General features: G+C 41.5%; 11 protein-coding genes. 10 read left to right on the forward strand and 1 reads right to left on the reverse strand.

Annotation, left to right across the window (positions count from 1 at the left end):
• Positions 1-935 precede the first annotated feature (935 nt).
• Positions 936-2,141 (forward strand): quaternary amine ABC transporter ATP-binding protein, encoded by a 1,206-nt coding sequence (locus AC3WLU_RS24550; RefSeq protein ID WP_098185611.1) that lies wholly within the window; start codon positions 936-938, stop codon positions 2,139-2,141.
• A 4-nt stretch (positions 2,142-2,145) separates the two neighbouring features.
• Positions 2,146-3,876 carry a glycine betaine ABC transporter substrate-binding protein gene (locus AC3WLU_RS24555; RefSeq protein ID WP_034306175.1) on the forward strand — a complete coding sequence of 577 codons (1,731 nt, stop codon included), beginning with the start codon at positions 2,146-2,148 and terminating at the stop codon, positions 3,874-3,876.
• Between the two features lie 78 nt (positions 3,877-3,954).
• Here the strand turns inward: AC3WLU_RS24555 and AC3WLU_RS24560 are convergent, their stop codons facing one another.
• On the reverse strand, positions 3,955-4,137 hold the full coding sequence (locus tag AC3WLU_RS24560) for a hypothetical protein (protein ID WP_034306173.1): 183 nt from the start codon (positions 4,135-4,137) through the stop codon (positions 3,955-3,957).
• A 311-nt stretch (positions 4,138-4,448) separates the two neighbouring features.
• On the opposite strand from AC3WLU_RS24560, the gene AC3WLU_RS24565 reads away from it, so the two are divergent.
• The 8 genes from AC3WLU_RS24565 to AC3WLU_RS24600 all read left to right on the forward strand — a co-directional run bounded on the left by AC3WLU_RS24565 (position 4,449) and on the right by AC3WLU_RS24600 (position 17,620).
• Positions 4,449-5,363, forward strand: a complete 915-nt coding sequence (locus AC3WLU_RS24565; protein ID WP_283930802.1) for a nucleoside hydrolase — start codon at positions 4,449-4,451, stop codon at positions 5,361-5,363.
• A gap of 541 nt (positions 5,364-5,904) precedes the next feature.
• Complete coding sequence (locus AC3WLU_RS24570; protein ID WP_034306171.1) at positions 5,905-6,195, forward strand: WXG100 family type VII secretion target; 291 nt, start codon at positions 5,905-5,907, stop codon at positions 6,193-6,195.
• Positions 6,196-6,291: 96 nt separating this feature from the next.
• Positions 6,292-6,531, forward strand: a complete 240-nt coding sequence (yukD, locus tag AC3WLU_RS24575; protein ID WP_053537134.1) for an ESX secretion system protein YukD — start codon at positions 6,292-6,294, stop codon at positions 6,529-6,531.
• A gap of 70 nt (positions 6,532-6,601) precedes the next feature.
• A complete protein-coding gene (gene essB / locus AC3WLU_RS24580) occupies positions 6,602-7,945 on the forward strand; it encodes a type VII secretion protein EssB (RefSeq protein ID WP_492598080.1) in 1,344 nt (447 codons plus the stop codon).
• A 30-nt stretch (positions 7,946-7,975) separates the two neighbouring features.
• Complete coding sequence (gene essC, locus AC3WLU_RS24585) at positions 7,976-12,457, forward strand: type VII secretion protein EssC (RefSeq protein WP_492598081.1); 4,482 nt, start codon at positions 7,976-7,978, stop codon at positions 12,455-12,457.
• Positions 12,450-15,377 (forward strand): type VII secretion protein EsaA, encoded by a 2,928-nt coding sequence (gene esaA, locus AC3WLU_RS24590; RefSeq protein ID WP_492598082.1) that lies wholly within the window; start codon positions 12,450-12,452, stop codon positions 15,375-15,377. Before essC ends, esaA begins: the two co-directional genes overlap by 8 nt.
• Entirely contained in the window at positions 15,364-15,846 is a 483-nt protein-coding gene (gene essA, locus AC3WLU_RS24595; RefSeq protein WP_278089676.1) for a type VII secretion protein EssA, read from the forward strand. Before esaA ends, essA begins: the two co-directional genes overlap by 14 nt.
• Positions 15,847-16,663: 817 nt before the next feature.
• Positions 16,664-17,620 (forward strand): AAA family ATPase, encoded by a 957-nt coding sequence (locus AC3WLU_RS24600; RefSeq protein WP_057276062.1) that lies wholly within the window; start codon positions 16,664-16,666, stop codon positions 17,618-17,620.
• Positions 17,621-17,640: the final 20 nt, after the last annotated feature.

Consider the following 17,640-nt stretch of genomic DNA (forward strand, 5'->3'; position numbering starts at 1 on the left):
TGTATATGTGACACATTTCCTTATATGGCTGCATAAAACATAACCATTAAAAAAATGTGTGAAATCCCAATCTTACCATGTGATTTTTAAGCGGAAAATCACCTTTCCCACTTTTTGGATGACTTTTGGAATTAAAAAAACTGAAAAAAAATTGTGGCCGATGTTGGGAGTTTATGATTATAGGAAGCCGAAGTGTTGGTATATCAAGGTTTTTGGTGTCCTCCGTAACCTTTAGAATCGATGGCGTAAATGGGCTTTTTAGGCAAGAATTCCGTCCCGCATCATTTGAACTTATATTCATTCTTTGTTAAGGTAATGAGGTACTTTAGGGATACAGGTTCATTCCAAGTGTTGGGACTGAACAAAACCCCTAAAATAAAAAACCATAATATTTCAGTTGGTATATGCTGTGTGCCTGTTAGTTTCCTCAGTTGTATTGCACCTCTTTTCCCTGCAAAGCTTTAAAATAGACCATTGGGAATCCCATAATCATATTTCTATGCGTTTTGGTGTTATACTGCACTGCAAGTATCATTCCACCTGGTAAAGGAAATGAAGTACTTTAGAGGGTAGTCGTAAGTCCATCATCAGGACAAAACTCTAAGTGGAAATCGTTTATATTACAGTTGGTATATGTTGTGCCTGCTAGTTTCCTCAGTTGTGATTGCACCTCTTTTTTTCTACTTGAAATGCTCAATTTATCACACAAAATATAATCCAAGTAAAGAATGGCTTCTTGGAAATAATAAATATAGATTATTTTTCTATACACGTACACCCTGTGCCACTAAATAAGTGTCACTTCCGCTTTTTTGAAGGGGTAGAATTTCGGTTATTTCAAGATACTTGTGCATTAATAATCATCACTCGCATAAAACGGGGGAATTCAGCAAAACTGAATATCATATGGGCAACTATTAGAATGAGGTGACTTGATGAAGCCGTATGTAGAAGTCAGAAATGTCTCGAAAATTTTTGGCAAATCTCCAAAAGCAGCAACAGACTTATTGAAGCAAGGCAAATCGAAAAAGGAAATCTTGAAAGAAACGGGACAAACGGTCGGAGTGAATAATGTTAATTTCGAGATTTATCCTGGCGAGATTTTTGTCATCATGGGCCTATCCGGAAGCGGGAAATCAACTTTGATCCGCATGTTCAATCGTTTGATCGATCCCACTTTGGGTGAAATCTTAATTGATGACGAAGATATCGTGAAGATGAACGCTGCCCGGTTAAGGGAAGTCAGACAAAAGAAAATAAGCATGGTATTTCAGAACTTTGCTTTATTCCCGCATAAAACGATATTGGAAAACGCTGAATTTGGGCTCGAAATTCAAAAAGTAGATCCAGCGAAACGTCATGAAAATGCGATGAAGGCTCTTGAGGCCGTTGGATTGAAAGGCTACGAAAATCAGCTGCCATCACAGCTTAGCGGCGGTATGCAGCAGAGGGTTGGGTTAGCCCGGGCACTCGCCAGTGATACGGATATCCTGCTGATGGATGAAGCCTTCAGTGCCCTTGATCCATTGATTCGTAAGGATATGCAGGATGAACTGATCCAAATCCAAGATCAGTACAAAAAAACGATCATTTTCATTACCCATGATCTTGATGAAGCATTAAGAATCGGGGATAGAATTGCCCTTATGAAAGATGGAAGCGTCATTCAATTGGGTACCCCTGAACAAATCATGATGAATCCAGCCAATGAATTCGTCGAGAAGTTTGTGGAAGATGTTGATCTGTCAAAAGTATTGACAGCGTCTCATGTGATGATACGCCCAGAGAAGATTGCGGTGGACAGAGGCCCGAGGGTTGCCTTGGAAATCATGCGCAAACAAGGGTATTCCAGCATTTTCGTTGTGGATAGGAAGCAGAAGTTATTGGGGGCCGTGACTGCTGAACAGGCACGTCAGGCAATGAGCAATGATCAATCGATTTCTGAAGTGATGACAACTGATATCCCAACTGTAAAAGAGGATGAATTACTTGGAAACCTCATGGATGTGATGGCGACTTCAAGCTTGCCAATCTCAGTGATCGATGATCAGAACAGAATTAAAGGAATTCTTCTTCGCGGTGCCGTCATCGGTGCTTTGGCCGGAAATAAAGATTCCTTGAATGAAATGGAGAGTGAATAATTCAATGAATATGCCGAAAATCCCACTAGGGGCATGGGTCGATTCTTTAGTGGATTGGATTACCATTGTATTTGCTGGATTATTTACACTTATTACGAATGTGATCGAGGGACTACTGGATATCCTGGTCGATGTAATGAGTGCAGGACCTTCGATCATTTTAATCATCGTCCTGACCCTTCTGGTTACCTATACAAGCAAATGGACATTGGGATTATTTACATTAATCAGCTTACTATTGATTGATAATCTTGGTTATTGGGAATCAAGCATCCAAACACTGGCGATCGTTATTTTGTCAGGATTCCTCACCATATTGATTGGGATACCAATCGGAATATGGTGTGCCCAAAATAAAACCGTGCGCAATATCGTTACCCCGATCTTGGATTTCATGCAAACGATGCCTGCCTTCGTTTATTTGATTCCTTCGATTTTATTCTTTGGAATAGGGGTAGTGCCTGGAATCATCGCGTCATTCATTTTCGCGATTGCACCGACAATCCGTATGACCAATCTTGGGATTCAGGAAGTGCCTAATGATTTGATCGAAGCATCGGATGCTTTTGGTTCAACCACCAGCCAAAAGTTATTCAAGGTACAAATACCGTTGGCTACTCCAACGATTATGGCAGGAGTTAACCAAAGCATCATGCTGGCATTATCCATGGTAGTTACAGCTTCATTGGTTGGAGCACCCGGACTTGGGGCGGATGTCTACAGGGCAGTCAGCCAAATTAATGTAGGGCAAGGATTTGAAGCAGGATTATCCATCGTAATCATTGCAATCATACTTGATCGTATCACGCAAAACCTTCGTAAACCAGCTTACGAGCATATCGTTAGCAGGAAAATCATTTTTACAATATTGGCCTTACTAGTTGTGGGTACTGCGCTATTCGGTACTTTTACAAAAGAAAAAGCAGAAAATGGGGATGAAAACAGTTTTGCTGCCAAAGCCAATTTTGAAATCATCGGAATTGAACCTGGAGCAGGAATAATGAAGCTGACTAAATCGGCTATAGATGATTATAAGCTGGATGATTGGAACGTGGTTGAAGGGTCATCGGCAGCGATGGTTGCAGAATTGAAAAAAGCAATTGATAAAAAAGAACCAATCGTCGTTACTGGCTGGTCACCGCATTGGATGTTCTCGACATATGACTTGAAATATCTCGAAGATCCGAATGGATCCTTCGGCAAGGCTGAAAACATCAATTCCATTGCCAGAAAAGGACTTGAACAGGATGCGCCAGGTGCCTATAAAATTCTTGATCAATTCTACTGGGAAACAAAAGATATGGAAGATGTAATGGTCAAGGTTGCTGATGGGATGTCTCCTTCAGAAGCAGCAGAAGAATGGATAAAGAAAAATCAGGACAAAGTGTCCAAATGGACCCAAGGAGCACAATCAGGAAATGGTGAAAAGATCAAACTGGTTTATGTTGCCTGGGACACTGAAATTGCCAGTACAAATGTGATTAGCAAGGTACTGGAGCAGAATGGCTATGATGTAACATTAAGCCAGGTTGAAGTGGGGCCAATGTTTGCTGGCGTTGCAAACGGAAGTGCGGACGCCATGGTGGCTGCATGGCTTCCGGGAACACATCTTGAATACTATAATAAGTATAAAGATGACATGGTTGACCTTGGACCAAACTTAAAAGGAACAAAACTTGGTCTGGTCGTACCGGATTACGTCGATATTGATTCAATTGAAGACTTAAAACAATAAGAAAAACGAGGGAATTTCTGAAATGAAATTCCCTCGTTTTTTCTTTTGATGGGGGGCTGAGCTTTTAAATACTAAACATCAATGTATGGTAACGAATTTACTCCTCAATTCCTCTTCCGTTACTTCGATCTTTCCTTTTAAATCTTCTGCCAGTAATACATAACTTTTCACGCCAATGAATTCAGAATGCGATATTAAAAAGAATTTTGTCCCTTTTTTATACGCAGATGGAACATCTTCAATCAACTTAAACATTTTCATCCTTTTTCCACCTTGGATATCATAAATTCGTAACGCATGTATTCATAACTAGTTCGTGGCACAACTTCTTCTTTTCACTTTTTATATCATTGATATTTATGGGCGGTCAACTTTTTTTATTGGTAGATACAAGTACCGACTGTACTTGTCATTTGTTTGTGAATTATGAGTATTCCTAAATTTCTGTGGAACTGGGCTATCATTGAATGTTAAAATTCAGTTGGATAACAGTGTTTCTTTATACATAAGGAAGAGATAAGAGAAGCAATGAGTTGATAAAGCAAAAAGTGATTTTGGAAGGTGTGGAAATATTGAAACCAATCATATTTGATGTAGATACGGGGATAGATGATGCCATGGCGATGGCATATGCTTTAAATTCCCCTGAATTGGAAGTGCTCGGATTCACCACTTGCTTTGGTAACGTGCCCGTTGTTAATTCGACCCGTAATACACTTGCCGTCTTGGAGAAATTAAATAGGCGCATACCGGTATATGAAGGTGCTGACCAAACTTTGGTACGCGGAAGGAAGAAGCGGTATCCCAAGCATGTTCATGGGGAAGACGGGTTAGGAAATACCCTTCGGTTTAAACCAACCATTAAAGCATCACAAGGAAATGCAGCAGATTTCATTATCGATCAAGTGCAAAGCCGACCGCATGAAATTACGATCATTGCAGTTGGACCACTGACTAACATCGCATTGGCGATCAATAAAGCGCCGATGATCATGTCGCTTGTAAAAGAGGTCGTAATTATGGGCGGTGCCGTAAATGTACCAGGAAATGTAACCCCTTATGCTGAAGCGAACATAATATCAGATCCTGAAGCGGCACATCAGGTATTGACTTCAGGATTGCCGATCACCCTAGTGGGGCTTGATGTGACGCTGCAAACATACCTACTGAAATCGAAGCTTGATGATTGGCGTGCCACTGGTGAGGAAAGCGCCGAATTTTTAGCGGAAATGACCGATTATTATATGAAAGCATATGAAAACTCCCATCCAGGTTTGGGTGGTTGCGCCCTTCATGATCCACTTGCAGTCGGGGTTGCGATTGATTCAAGTTTTGTCAGGACAGAATGGATGAACGTCAAGGTGGTGACCGAGGGTGAAGAAGCAGGCAGGACAATCGGTCAAAAGGATGGCGGACCTAGAATCCGTGTCTGTACGAATGTGGAAAGTGAGCGGTTTTTGAAACACTTTTTGGAACGGGTTATATGATTAAGCAACGTAATTGAATCATGAATGTAGCATGAAGGATATTTCAAAAAAATCATTGGCAAGAGCTGGCCTGTTTCTGTTGGATATATCGATTCTCGCTATATGACAAGGATACCTGTCAAAATAAAGTTGAAAGTAGCATGGTAAAAAAGGTCCTCCATTCATTATGTTTTGTAAATGGTTTATATTCAATCAATCATAAAAATTGCTTTTCAGACTTTAATCAAACGTTTGATTAATTTCGTAGAAAAGAAAGTCGAAAGTCACTAATATCATGGTGAAAACCATATTAATGGATAATGGTTCAGAAATATTGGGTATAAGGTACTTTTTTTACCACAAAAAAGTAAAATATTAAAAAATAATTAAAAAATGGGTTTAAAGGTTTGGGAAAACAGGTACATAGACTTTCGTAATGCCATATTTAGGTTTTTTTGCATAATTATAATTTACCATTTTTCGACTTTGCGCTTATTTATATGGCAGAAAATGTATGGTTCTATTAAAATGTACTATATAAGATAAAAGGAGGATTTTTTCTATGTCACAAATTCGCGTAACACCTTCGGAACTGAAAGATGTAGCTAGACAATATGATAATGAGAGCCAACAAGTAACGGATATGATTGGTCGTTTAGATAGAATGAGAGATCATTTAACTGGTATTTGGGAAGGTTCTTCCAGTGAGGCTTTCGTAGGTCAGTACGAAGAATTAAAGCCTTCATTCATGGATATGGCTCGCTTGTTGAATGAAGTTTCTCAACAATTGAATAAATCAGCTCAAATCCTTGAAGACACAGATAATCAGATTGCTAGTCAAATTCGCGGATAATCATTAGGTAAATGAGAAAATGAATTTCTAGGAAAAAGCGCCGCGACTCTTTTTGAAGAATCGTGGTGCTTTTTTGCTTTAAAAGAGGTGGATTCCATATATATTCAACTAACGATCGATTTAAACAGGTATACAGGGGAAGTATTTGATTTGCAAGTGTCAAATTACCGCTCCATCAAGAAGGTTGTGGAGATAATATGGCAGGTAAAAGATATTGCCAGTGCGCCTAAAGAAGGCTATTGGGTGCGGGTCCAGAATAAAGAGTTCGTATGTTCAGGTTATGAAACCCTGCTTGATAGCGGAATTACGACGGGGGACCGCCTTGAGATCCTCTAATGGATAGGTGTGGACTCTTTATAGGAAAAAAGTCTAAAGCCCTTTAGCAGGGGTAAAGGAGTTACATAAAATGGATGAGAAACCATATCTGGAGAAAAAAACAGACGCTGCAATGATGAAGGATGATAAGGGGCATTCGTTCGTTTTCCAACGGGCAAAACTACCGATGCAGGACCCACTGGAATTACAGCTTATTCATGAAGCGGATGATGCTCTCCAGAAACATATAGAAGTGACAGAGGACGAGGTGAAGATCAGAGTAAATCCACCAGCCTCTTTTTTTGTTTTTTCCAAAGCTAAAGATAAAAATCCATTGAGTAAATGGTTATCGTCTTATCAAATCCAAAAGAAAATAAGGAATCATGAATTGAATCGCCTGCAACTAGTCGTTTGTCCGGAAAATATCGTTTTCGATTCAAGCTTGACCCCATATTTCCTGCATTATGGGGTAAAAGACAGTTTGCCTCCTTATGAGCATAATCAAGATGAGTTATTTAAAGAAACGAAGGCAACGATTTCGGCGCTTGTGGATGGGCAGCATACATTCGAAGAGTATCTGCTTTACCATAAAACACTGAAACTATCGAACGAATCACAAAGTATATTGTCATCAGGGACTTGGGATGAACTTTCCACGGTCATTCAAAACCGGATAGAAGCTTTAGAGAAGGAAGAAAAAGCATTTGTACATATTCCTGAAAAGAAATGGAAAACGGGCCGTTATACACTTTGGGGTACGGTGATCGTTCTAGTGCCACTGCTATTGTTTGCGATTTACACACTATTCTTCTCCCAACCTAAGCAGGATGCATATGTAGAAAGCGGTGAAAGCTTCTTAAAACAAAAATACAGTGAAGTCATTGACCGTTTGGAAAACTACGATCCGAAAAAGATGCCATATGTCGTTCAATATGAACTGGCGAAGTCCTACGTCACTTATGAACCGTTGGAGGGAGTAGCTAGGAAAAATGTAGAAAATGCAATCTCTTTGCAAACGGATAGTCAGTATCTCCTATATTGGATTTATATAGGCAGGGGCATGAGCGAGGAAGCGATCGATTTGGCGAGAATCATGGAGGATCGCGAATTGATTATGTACGGGCTGGTAAACCAGAAAGAACAGATTAAGTTGGACGATAGCCTATCTGGGGAAGAAAAGGAAACGCAAATTAAAGAAGTCGATACCGAGCTATCCCAATATGAAAAGGAAAAAAAGGAATTGGATAAGCAAATGGAGGAACAGCAAGATCAGAACCCTGCTGCAACAGACTCGAATATAGAGGATAAAGGCGCAGAGGAAGCAAAACCTGCTGTAAAAGAAGAAGCGGAAAATGAACCTGCTTCTGGGGGAAAAGAAGAAAGTAAGGATTCCTCCAAAAAATCAACTGAAGAAAAAGAGAAAAGCAAAGAGTGAGCAATGGGCCTTTTGCGGAGGTGAGATTTAATGAGTTTATTATGGATTTATTCTAGTGGTACCTACCAATCCTTTACGATCAAGGATAATCATAACGGTCCAATTTCGATTGGGCCATCAAAACAGGACACGATCACCGTTTATTCCATTCCTTTTGAACAAGGTCCTATCAAGCTGAAAAAAAATGAGGGACTTGATGAATATGAGGTGTTTAGAGAGGACAAGAAGCTTGGCGATGTAAAGCCATTCCATAGCTTCACCTGTCAAGAAGGAGAAGAAACGGTCGAGATTTTTTATACGTCAGGGGAATTGGAAGAAAGCCTCTATTATATAGGCAACTTGAAAGAAATCACTTTATCGGCCAAGGCTGGAGCGACCATCCGTAAAGAAGGACCCGTTTCCGGCAATGACTTTTCCCTTGTGCTGCATAAAGGGCAGTGGCACCTCATGCCAGTGGGAAATAGCAGGATATTCCTGAACGGTGAAAGGGTAACGAAGCCTGTTCCCATTCAAAATGGTGATCTGGTTTGCTGGCCGCATATGGTGCTGAGGTTGATTGAAGGCGACTTATTGATGATTCATAGCGCCGAAAGTCATGAAACATCATTAGCTAAAATGAAGAAGCCAATCTCTGAAATGAAAAAAAACTATCCACAGTATCGCCGGACACCAAGGATGATCTACGAATTGCCGGATGAGAAAGTGACGATTTCTTTTCCGAGCCAAGAAGCGGAAGATAATAATAGAGGGTTATGGTTAATCCTTATGCCGCCTTTAATGATGCTGATCGTCATGGGGGTCATCACGGTCATTCAGCCGCGGGGCATTTTCATCATCATATCGATTGTGATGTTCACGACGACTTTAGTTACCTCGACGGTACAATACTTTAAAGACAAAAAGAAGCAAAAATTCAGAGAAGAAAAACGCCAACGTGTATATACCAGGTATCTAGAGCAGAAGAGGGAAGAACTGCAAGAGCTGTCTGAAAAACAAAAGAATGTGCTGTTCTATCATTACCCCTCCTTTGAAAGGATGAAGCTTCTAACTGATAGTATTAGCGATCGTATATGGGAACGAACTCTGGAAAGTGAAGATGCCCTGCACTTTAAAATCGGAACGGCGACCATACCCTCAAGTTATCAAGTGTCGGTAAATAGCAGCGATATGTCCAATCGGGATATAGATGATTTACTTGAGCAGTCGCAGGAACTTGTGGATGTATACAAAAACCTGGAAGATCTTCCGTTATCGATCGATTTATCAAGCGGATCGATGGGCCTGGTCGGAAAGGAATCGATTGTTAAACGAGAGCTGCAGCAATTGATTGGGCAACTGGCCTTTTTTCATAGTTATCATGATGTTCGATTTGTCGCCATCTTTCCGGAAAAGGATTATCAGGAATGGGAATGGATGAAATGGCTCCCTCATTTTCAATTGCCGCATGCCTATGCAAAAGGATTTATATATAATGAGCAATCACGTGACCAGCTCCTGACCTCGATTTATCAGCTATTGAGGGAAAGAGATTTGGATGAGAACAAAGGGAAAGTGCGATTCACTCCCCACTTTGTCTTTATTGTCACGGATCGTAATTTAATAGCTGAACATGTCATATTGGAATATTTAGAAGGTATAACGGACGATTTAGGTATCTCGACGATTTTTGCAGCGGATGCAAAAGAAAGTTTGACGGAAAATGTCCATACGCTTGTGAAGTACATCAATGATTTTGAGGGTGAGATTCTCATCCAGCAAACGAAGGCCGTTCATACTCCATTTAAACTTGATGCACATTCAAAAGAAGGAAATGAGCGTTATGCACGTACGCTCCGTTCATTAGACCATCAAAAAGGCATGAACAACTCCATACCAGAAACGGTTTCATTCCTTGAATTATTGCAAGCTCGTGAAGTGGAAGAGCTGCCTATCAGCCAAAACTGGCGGACCAATCAGTCTTCCAAATCCTTGGCAGTTCCGATTGGATTGAAAGGGAAAACGGATAGGGTTGAATTGAACTTGCATGAAAAGGCGCATGGCCCCCATGGATTGGTTGCCGGAACGACAGGATCGGGGAAAAGTGAATTACTGCAAACCTACATCCTATCATTAGCCGTTCATTATCATCCGCATGAAGTTGCCTTTTTGCTTATAGATTATAAAGGCGGGGGAATGGCACAGCCATTCAGGCAGATTCCGCATCTGCTGGGAGTCATTACGAATATTGAGGGCAGCAAGAACTTCAGTGCCAGGGCACTAGCATCCATCAATAGTGAATTGAAGAAGCGCCAGCGCATGTTTGATCGATACGAAGTGAATCATATCAACGATTACACGAACCTATACAAAGAAGGCAAAGCGGATGAACCGTTACCGCACCTATTTTTGATATCAGATGAGTTTGCGGAACTTAAAAATGAAGAACCCGATTTCATCCGCGAATTAGTGAGTACGGCGCGAATTGGACGGAGCTTGGGAGTTCATTTAATTCTTGCTACACAAAAGCCGGGCGGTGTAATTGATAACCAGATTTGGAGCAATGCCCGTTTTAAAATTTCCTTGAAAGTGCAGGATGCAAGTGATAGTAAGGAAATTCTTAAAAATAGCGATGCAGCAAATATTACTGTCACTGGACGGGGATATTTGCAGGTTGGAAATAACGAGGTTTATGAATTGTTCCAGTCTGCATGGAGCGGTGCCCCATATTTAGAGGATACGGTTGGAACTGAGGATGAAGTGGCACTTGTCACAGACCTCGGTCTTGTTCAAATCTCAAATGTATCGGAACAGGTCACTAATATGAGGAAAGAAAAGATTAGTGAAATTGAAGCCGTGGCGGATCGAATTGTGGCGATACAGGAAGAAATGGAGATTAAGAAGTTGGCAAGCCCATGGCTGCCGCCTCTTTCAGATCGTTTATCAAGAAACCCTGAAAGAAGCCTGACGATGAATCAATTCCACCTGGGAATGAAGGATGAGCCTGAATTGCAAAGCCAGACCAATTATGTCTATAACTGGATTGATGATGGGAATATAGGGGTTTTTGGTTCTTCCGGGTACGGCAAGTCAACCACCGTTTTGACACTTCTCTTTAGTTTTGCAGATCAATTCAGTCCTGAAGAACTGCATTATTATATTTTCGACTTCGGGAATAGCGCTTTACTCCCAATGCGCCAGCTGCCTCATACTGGGGAATACTTTAGGTTTGATGAGTTAAGGAAAATCGAAAAATTCATGTTATTCATGAAGGCGGAAATGGAAAGGCGTAAGCAGCTTTTTTCAGAAAAGGAGCTTAGTAACATAAAGCTTTATAATGCATTGGTGGAAGATAAATTGCCGATTATTTATATCGTGGTCGACAATTTTGACATAGTGAAGGATGAGATGCAGGATCAGGAAGCCCAATTCGTTCAGTTTGCACGTGATGGACAATCACTTGGAATCTTCATGATTTTAACGGCAACGAGAATCAATGCGATTCGCCAGCCGTTAATGAATAGCCTTAAGACGAAGGTCGTCCATTACTTAATGGACAGTTCGGAAAAATATTCAGTTTTGGGGAGAACCCCTTATGAAAATGAACCTGTTCCTGGCAGGGCGTTGGTGAAAAAGGACCAAACCTACCTCACCCAGATTTACTTACCAGCCGATGGAGCGGATGATATAGCCGTTTTGGAAGAAATGAAACAAGCTGTGGCAGAACATAAGGTTAAATATAAGGAAATGGACAAACCGCCGGCGATTCGGATGCTACCGGCACGTCTTGATTCCAGCAGCTTCAAGAGTTACTGCTCACAAACCATTAAGAAGGATTCCATTCCAATCGGGCTTTCAGAGGAAAGCGTTACACCTGTATTCGTGGAGTTGAATGCCAATCCATTCCTGCTTGTCGTAGGACAGTCACGTAAAGGGAAAACGAATGTCCTTAAAGTGCTGCTGGAATCGTTGCTTACACAGGCGGTCGGCGAAATTGGATTATTTGACGGAGTGGATCGCGGCCTATCTTCTTATGCTTTTGAGGAGAAGGTGAGCTATGTGGAAACAAAAGAGCGGATAACCGAATGGCTCGATCATATCACTGGAATATTTGAAGAACGTGAGCGAAGTTATCTTGCGGCATTGGAATTGAAACCGATGAAGCAACTGGAATTCCCACCGGTCATATTTGTCATAGATAGCATTTCAAGGATCCAGCAAACGATAGACGGCAGGATTCAGGATAGGATCAGCAGTTTGATGAAACAATACAGCCATCTCGGGTTTAGTCTGATTGTCGCTGGAAATGCCAACGACTTCACGAAGGGGTATGATTCGTTGACAACCGAACTGAAACAAGTCAGACAGGCTGTTTTGCTTCTTAAAAAATCGGACCAAAGCTTGTACACCCTCTCCTATTCCAGAAAAGAAGAAGAAATACAGCCGGGTTACGGATACTTTGTGCTGAATGGCCAGGAGAGTAAAATCCAAATTCCGCTAAGTGAAGAAAGAAGGAGAGTGCAAGAGAGTGTCTGAAAAAATAAAACCGATGCTGTTAATCGGTAAAATACTGGTGATCTTAGCGCTGCCAATCTTGTTTTTTTCTTATATTGGCCAAAATCCAATGAAAAAGACAGAAACGGCTTCTCGTGAAATCGCCATTGTAAATGAAGATAATGGGACAGAATTTAACAATAACCCCATTTACATGGGCTCAGAGCTTGTTACTACACTGGACAAGGATTCTGAATATGAGTGGTTTGTGGTAAATAGAAGTACGGCGGAAAGTGGACTTGCAAATGAAAAGTACGATGCAGTCATATATTTCCCATCCGATTTTTCAGAGAATATTTATACGTTCGATGATGAACAGCCTGTCAAGGCGGGGATAAAGTACAAGGTACAACCTAGTTTGAATGCAGAAAACATGGAAAAGGTACAAAAGGAATTAGAGAAAACAAAGAGCAAAATGAATAAGCATATTTCAACACAGTATTGGAGCTATGTTTCCCAATCGGTCGAGGACATCCGTAAGAAGTTCGATAATGTCCTTGCTAAAGAAATCGCTTTTCAAAACACGATGTATGAGTTCTATACTCCAAGCTCGGAAAGCCTTGCAGGCGAAATCAAGCAGCATAAGGACATGCTTGAAGGAGTTTTTGCCGAGACGAAAGATGCTGGCAAAACAAGTACTGAAACAATGGATGAAATAGGGAACACGAAGACTCAAATGGCTTCATTTGTGAAAGATGTTGTTTCTTTTGAGGAATATCAAAAAGCTCAAAGTATCCTTTTTGAGAAGGCCTCTGCGCAAAATCAGCAGCTTGTCATGGAGAGTGTGCAGTCATACGACAAGGCGCTGAATGAGGGGAATCAATCTATACCAGAGATTCAGCAAGGGATGAATACGAAATTCAGCCTAAATGATCAAGGCATTAGAGAAAATGTTGGAATCATGCAGCAGAAACTTGATTCCAGCAGTAATGAATTGGAACAATTTTCAACAAGCATGAAAGACAAACAAGTAGAACAAATTACGAAAATCACCCAAGATCAACAAAGCTCGATTGAACAATTGAAACAATCGGAAGAGGCGGGTCTTGATAACCTTCAGTCAACCTTGCTTATGCAAAGAGGAAATCTTGCAAGCAGCTCTGGTAATGGGGAGGATATAGGTGAAGGAACGACGCCTATAGAGGATATTGAAACGGAAACGGGAAAAGGTGAATCAGCTGCTGCACCTGACAAGAAGGACCCGATTGATGAACTGTCTCTCCAGGTACTGCTGGATCAAATCAATGGGATCAACACGGCACTTGAAAGTTTGGTGCCGGCAGAAGGAAGTGAAGGAGCTGCTGAACAAGTCAACATCCTTACAGCGGAACTCCAAACGGAAATCAATAATCTCAGCGGAACGGTAAGCGGCAGAACGGGGAATTATAACCAAGTGATAACGGAGTTTAATACACTGGTAGATTCATATAATGACCTGCTGGCGCAGTTTACGGAATTACAAGCTGATTATAATGAACTCGGCACGAATTATAAGGATTTAGGTGACCAATGGAAAAAGTCACAGGAAGATATTCAAAAATTACAGGACATCCAGAGCATGACAATCGAAGAGGCCATCGCAGAAATCAAGACTCTCGAACAGTCACTTCTGGAAAAAGTGGGGGGTGAAAGGCGAGCGGTGCTTGTGAAGGCCTTCGAGAATCAAATCACCAATCGGGATTCAACTACCCTCCTTGCCTATTACGGTTCACTCTCATCTTATGGTGAATTGGCTGAAAGAGTCACCGAAGCAAATGTAGATAAGATATTTGCAGCCAATATAAAAGAATTGGAAAACTTGAAAAATGGGGTTTCCGGAAATGTAGATGAAGAAGCGAAACTCGTTAAAGCCAGTTTAGCAGGAGTCAATGAGAACTTCGGGATGTTCTCGGATTCCATTATGGGGTATATGAAAGAATATGATGCTAACGTCGAAACGGGGCAGAAAGCCACTTTAGCTGAATTGGCGGCAATTACCGGCAAGGCTCAAGAAGTGTCTGCCAATTTGTCGGATGATATGGAAGTTCCTGAGATGGAGGCAGAACCGCCCGTTAACCTTGATGGAGAAATGTTTGTATCACTTCAAGACAATACGGCAACAACTGTCGGCTTCATTTCCGAGCTTGTCAATTCTGTAGCGGAAAGACAGGAAACGGTCACGAAGGATACAGCAGACCTGCAAGCGAAAGTGGGGTCCGTACAGGAAAGGGCCGATCAGCTTAATGATAATTGGTCCCAAAATGTAGACTCAACCGAAAAAATCAAGACGGACGTATATAGCGTCTTGAACAACACTCTAGTCGATGATCAGGAGAACGGGTATGTGTACGAATATTTAGCGAATCCCGTACAAATCAGCGGGGAAGTCCTTCATCAGGAAAAGGTTAATATCCCACCGATCGTCATGTTGGTGATCATACTCATTTCTGGGATATTGATCGGTTTCTTCCTGCATCATTATGAAGCCATTCCAATGATGGTCCATGCGGCCTTGTTTACCTTATTGAATCTGATCGTAGGTTTAATCATCAGCATGTATGGCTTGAAGATCTATCCACTGGGAGATATGCAGGAGATTAAATGGACCGTCTTCACCGTCCTGCTTTTATTCTTCTGTTCAGCGTTTACCAGACTTGCCTTCTCGATTGGGCCGTTTGTCGGTGCTATCCTGGTGATTGGTTTGATCAGTTTCTTTACCATTCCATTATTGGATTTAATCATGCCTAATTTCAATGTAGACCACCCTGTTGCGGACGTATACATGTCCATTCAATTCGGTAATCAGTCGGCATTCATTCCCGCTAGTATCATCTTGATTGTACTGACGCTTATCGCAACGGTCATTCCATATATAGTGAAGCGTCTTGCAGAAAGAAGAGCAATGGCCCATGAAGTGGAATAAATACGTAATGCCTGTCTTGCTCATCCTGTTTTTTAGCCATGCACTTCATGGCGGGGCGGAAGAGGAACCGATGGTGGAGCCCAATGAATATCAAGAAAACGATATTGATATTCAAACGGAGTATTTCCATGAAGAAGGATTGTTGGAACAGAAGCGGAAACTGCCTGAAGAACAAAAGGACCTCACTTTTGAAAGAGGGAAATATGATGCCATTGACTCGGTGAAGGACTCACTGTTTCAGTCTCCTGTAATGGAGAATCAAAATAATACCATCGCTTCAAAATCAGAACAGCTTGGATTATTCTCGGAGGTCCGCATTCCAACGAGAAACGAAGAAGAAACAGAGCCTTCGCTTAATTTTGACCTGACGATATTGCTCGGCATCGTTTTGGCACTTTTGGTCGTTTGTTTGTTTTTTATCCTTATCCCGAAAATGGGGAAGCTGAATGGAGAGGTTAAACGAAAATGAAAACAGCCCGATTCCCCTCAGGAATCGGGCTGTTTTCACTACATATCCATAACGGTTTTAATAAGCCCTAAAAGTAGGGCGGCTGCGAAGATCAAAATGAAGAATTTTTTATACATGATCAGTACCTCTTATACCTTAGGAGTGGATTGCATTCATTTTAGCATAAACAAGATAGAAAAGAAGTTTACTAAGAATATACAGATCGGAAGGGTGTGGCTTCATTGCCCTGATGACAGGAGCGGGAAATTATGAAAAGGTGGACGATTTATTGGAGTTTGCCTGCCGTTTATTTATGGCTTGTACAATTAGGACGTTGATCTCAGGTCCAGGCACTCGCTTTCCGCGGGCGGTCCGCCCTCGGCTTGCGCCTGCGGGGTCTTCCTAAACGCGCTTTTCCCGGCCCAATTCTCTTAACTGCCAAAATTGGAATTTCAAAAGGGTTTCGGAGTTTTTTAATTCCGAAACCCTTTTGTCTACAAACTGCGATGTGCCGATTTATTGACGCTTCCTATCAGTTATTTGAACAAGTCAGGATGAACAGTCTGCGAGTTCAACAGCTTCACCAATCCTTGGTCCATGGCGTGACAGGACATTTTCATTAAACAAATGGACGTCATCATTGGTATATTCACTTAGTAAACAGTTAACCCTGCCTTTTTCAGTAAGCCACTATAATATTTTTAGAACAAATTCGTTTATGGTTTTCCGGTTATCTAGTAAACTTACAATGTAAGGTTCAATTGGGTCTTAATGTAAAATGTGAGATATAGAGAAGACATGAAATAATAGTGATAATGTGAATCCCGGGAGGTAGAGAATGATTTATAAGCAGGTCAATCAAAAACTGGAAATGGTTCTAGGGAATATCGAAAAGGTGATTATCGGAAAACGGGATATAGCAGAACTAAGCATCGTAGCACTCCTTTCCGGAGGACATGTCTTATTGGAGGATGTTCCGGGTGTGGGAAAGACAGTCATGGTAAGGGCATTGGCAAAATCAATAGGTGCAAGCTTCAAGCGAATTCAATTCACGCCAGATTTACTTCCTTCGGATGTTACTGGCGTTTCGATCTTCAATCCTAAGGAACAAGAATTCATCTTTAGGCCAGGTCCGATAATGGGCCATATTATTTTAGCCGATGAAATAAACCGGACCTCGCCGAAGACCCAGTCTGCATTGCTTGAAGCGATGGAAGAGGCAAGTGTGACGATTGATGGTGTCACAAGAGGATTGGAGAAGCCCTTTTTCGTAATGGCTACACAAAATCCAATCGAGTACGAGGGAACATATCCGCTGCCGGAGGCTCAATTGGATAGATTCCTATTAAAAATGAAAATGGGCTATCCAGGTATGGAAGAAGAGATAGAGGTTCTTCATAGGGCTCAATACACGGCACCGCTAGAGGAATTGGAATCCGTCATCACCTTGGATGAATTGATAGAATTACAGGCTGAGGTAAAAGCGGTGATAGTGGATGACACAATAAAACGATACATTGTTGAATTGGCGAATCAAACACGTTCACATGAAGGGGTCTACTTAGGGGTGAGCCCTCGTGGATCGATAGCATTGATGAAGGCAGCCCAGGCTTACGCGCTAATCCAGGGCAGGGACTATGTCCTGCCTGACGATGTTCAATATTTAGTGCCATTCGTATTTTCCCATCGGCTTATTTTGAAGCCGGAAGCGAATTATGAGGGCTTCGATGCTGGAATGGTGATACATGAAATTGTCGCGACAACAAAAGTGCCTGTGAAGCGGGCTGTAACCTAATGCGAAGATTCATCAACATT

The sequence above is a fragment of the Peribacillus sp. FW305-BF15 genome (assembly GCF_058783805.1).

Coding starts and splice junctions, on each gene's coding strand:
- AC3WLU_RS24550 (WP_098185611.1), top strand. CDS start 936: ATGAAGCCGTATGTAGAAGTCAGAAATGTCTCGAAAATTTTTGGCAAA.
- AC3WLU_RS24555 (WP_034306175.1), top strand. CDS start 2,146: ATGAATATGCCGAAAATCCCACTAGGGGCATGGGTCGATTCTTTAGTG.
- AC3WLU_RS24560 (WP_034306173.1), bottom strand. CDS start 4,137: ATGAAAATGTTTAAGTTGATTGAAGATGTTCCATCTGCGTATAAAAAA.
- AC3WLU_RS24570 (WP_034306171.1), top strand. CDS start 5,905: ATGTCACAAATTCGCGTAACACCTTCGGAACTGAAAGATGTAGCTAGA.
- essB (WP_492598080.1), top strand. CDS start 6,602: ATGGATGAGAAACCATATCTGGAGAAAAAAACAGACGCTGCAATGATG.
- essC (WP_492598081.1), top strand. CDS start 7,976: ATGAGTTTATTATGGATTTATTCTAGTGGTACCTACCAATCCTTTACG.
- essA (WP_278089676.1), top strand. CDS start 15,364: ATGAAGTGGAATAAATACGTAATGCCTGTCTTGCTCATCCTGTTTTTT.
- AC3WLU_RS24600 (WP_057276062.1), top strand. CDS start 16,664: ATGATTTATAAGCAGGTCAATCAAAAACTGGAAATGGTTCTAGGGAAT.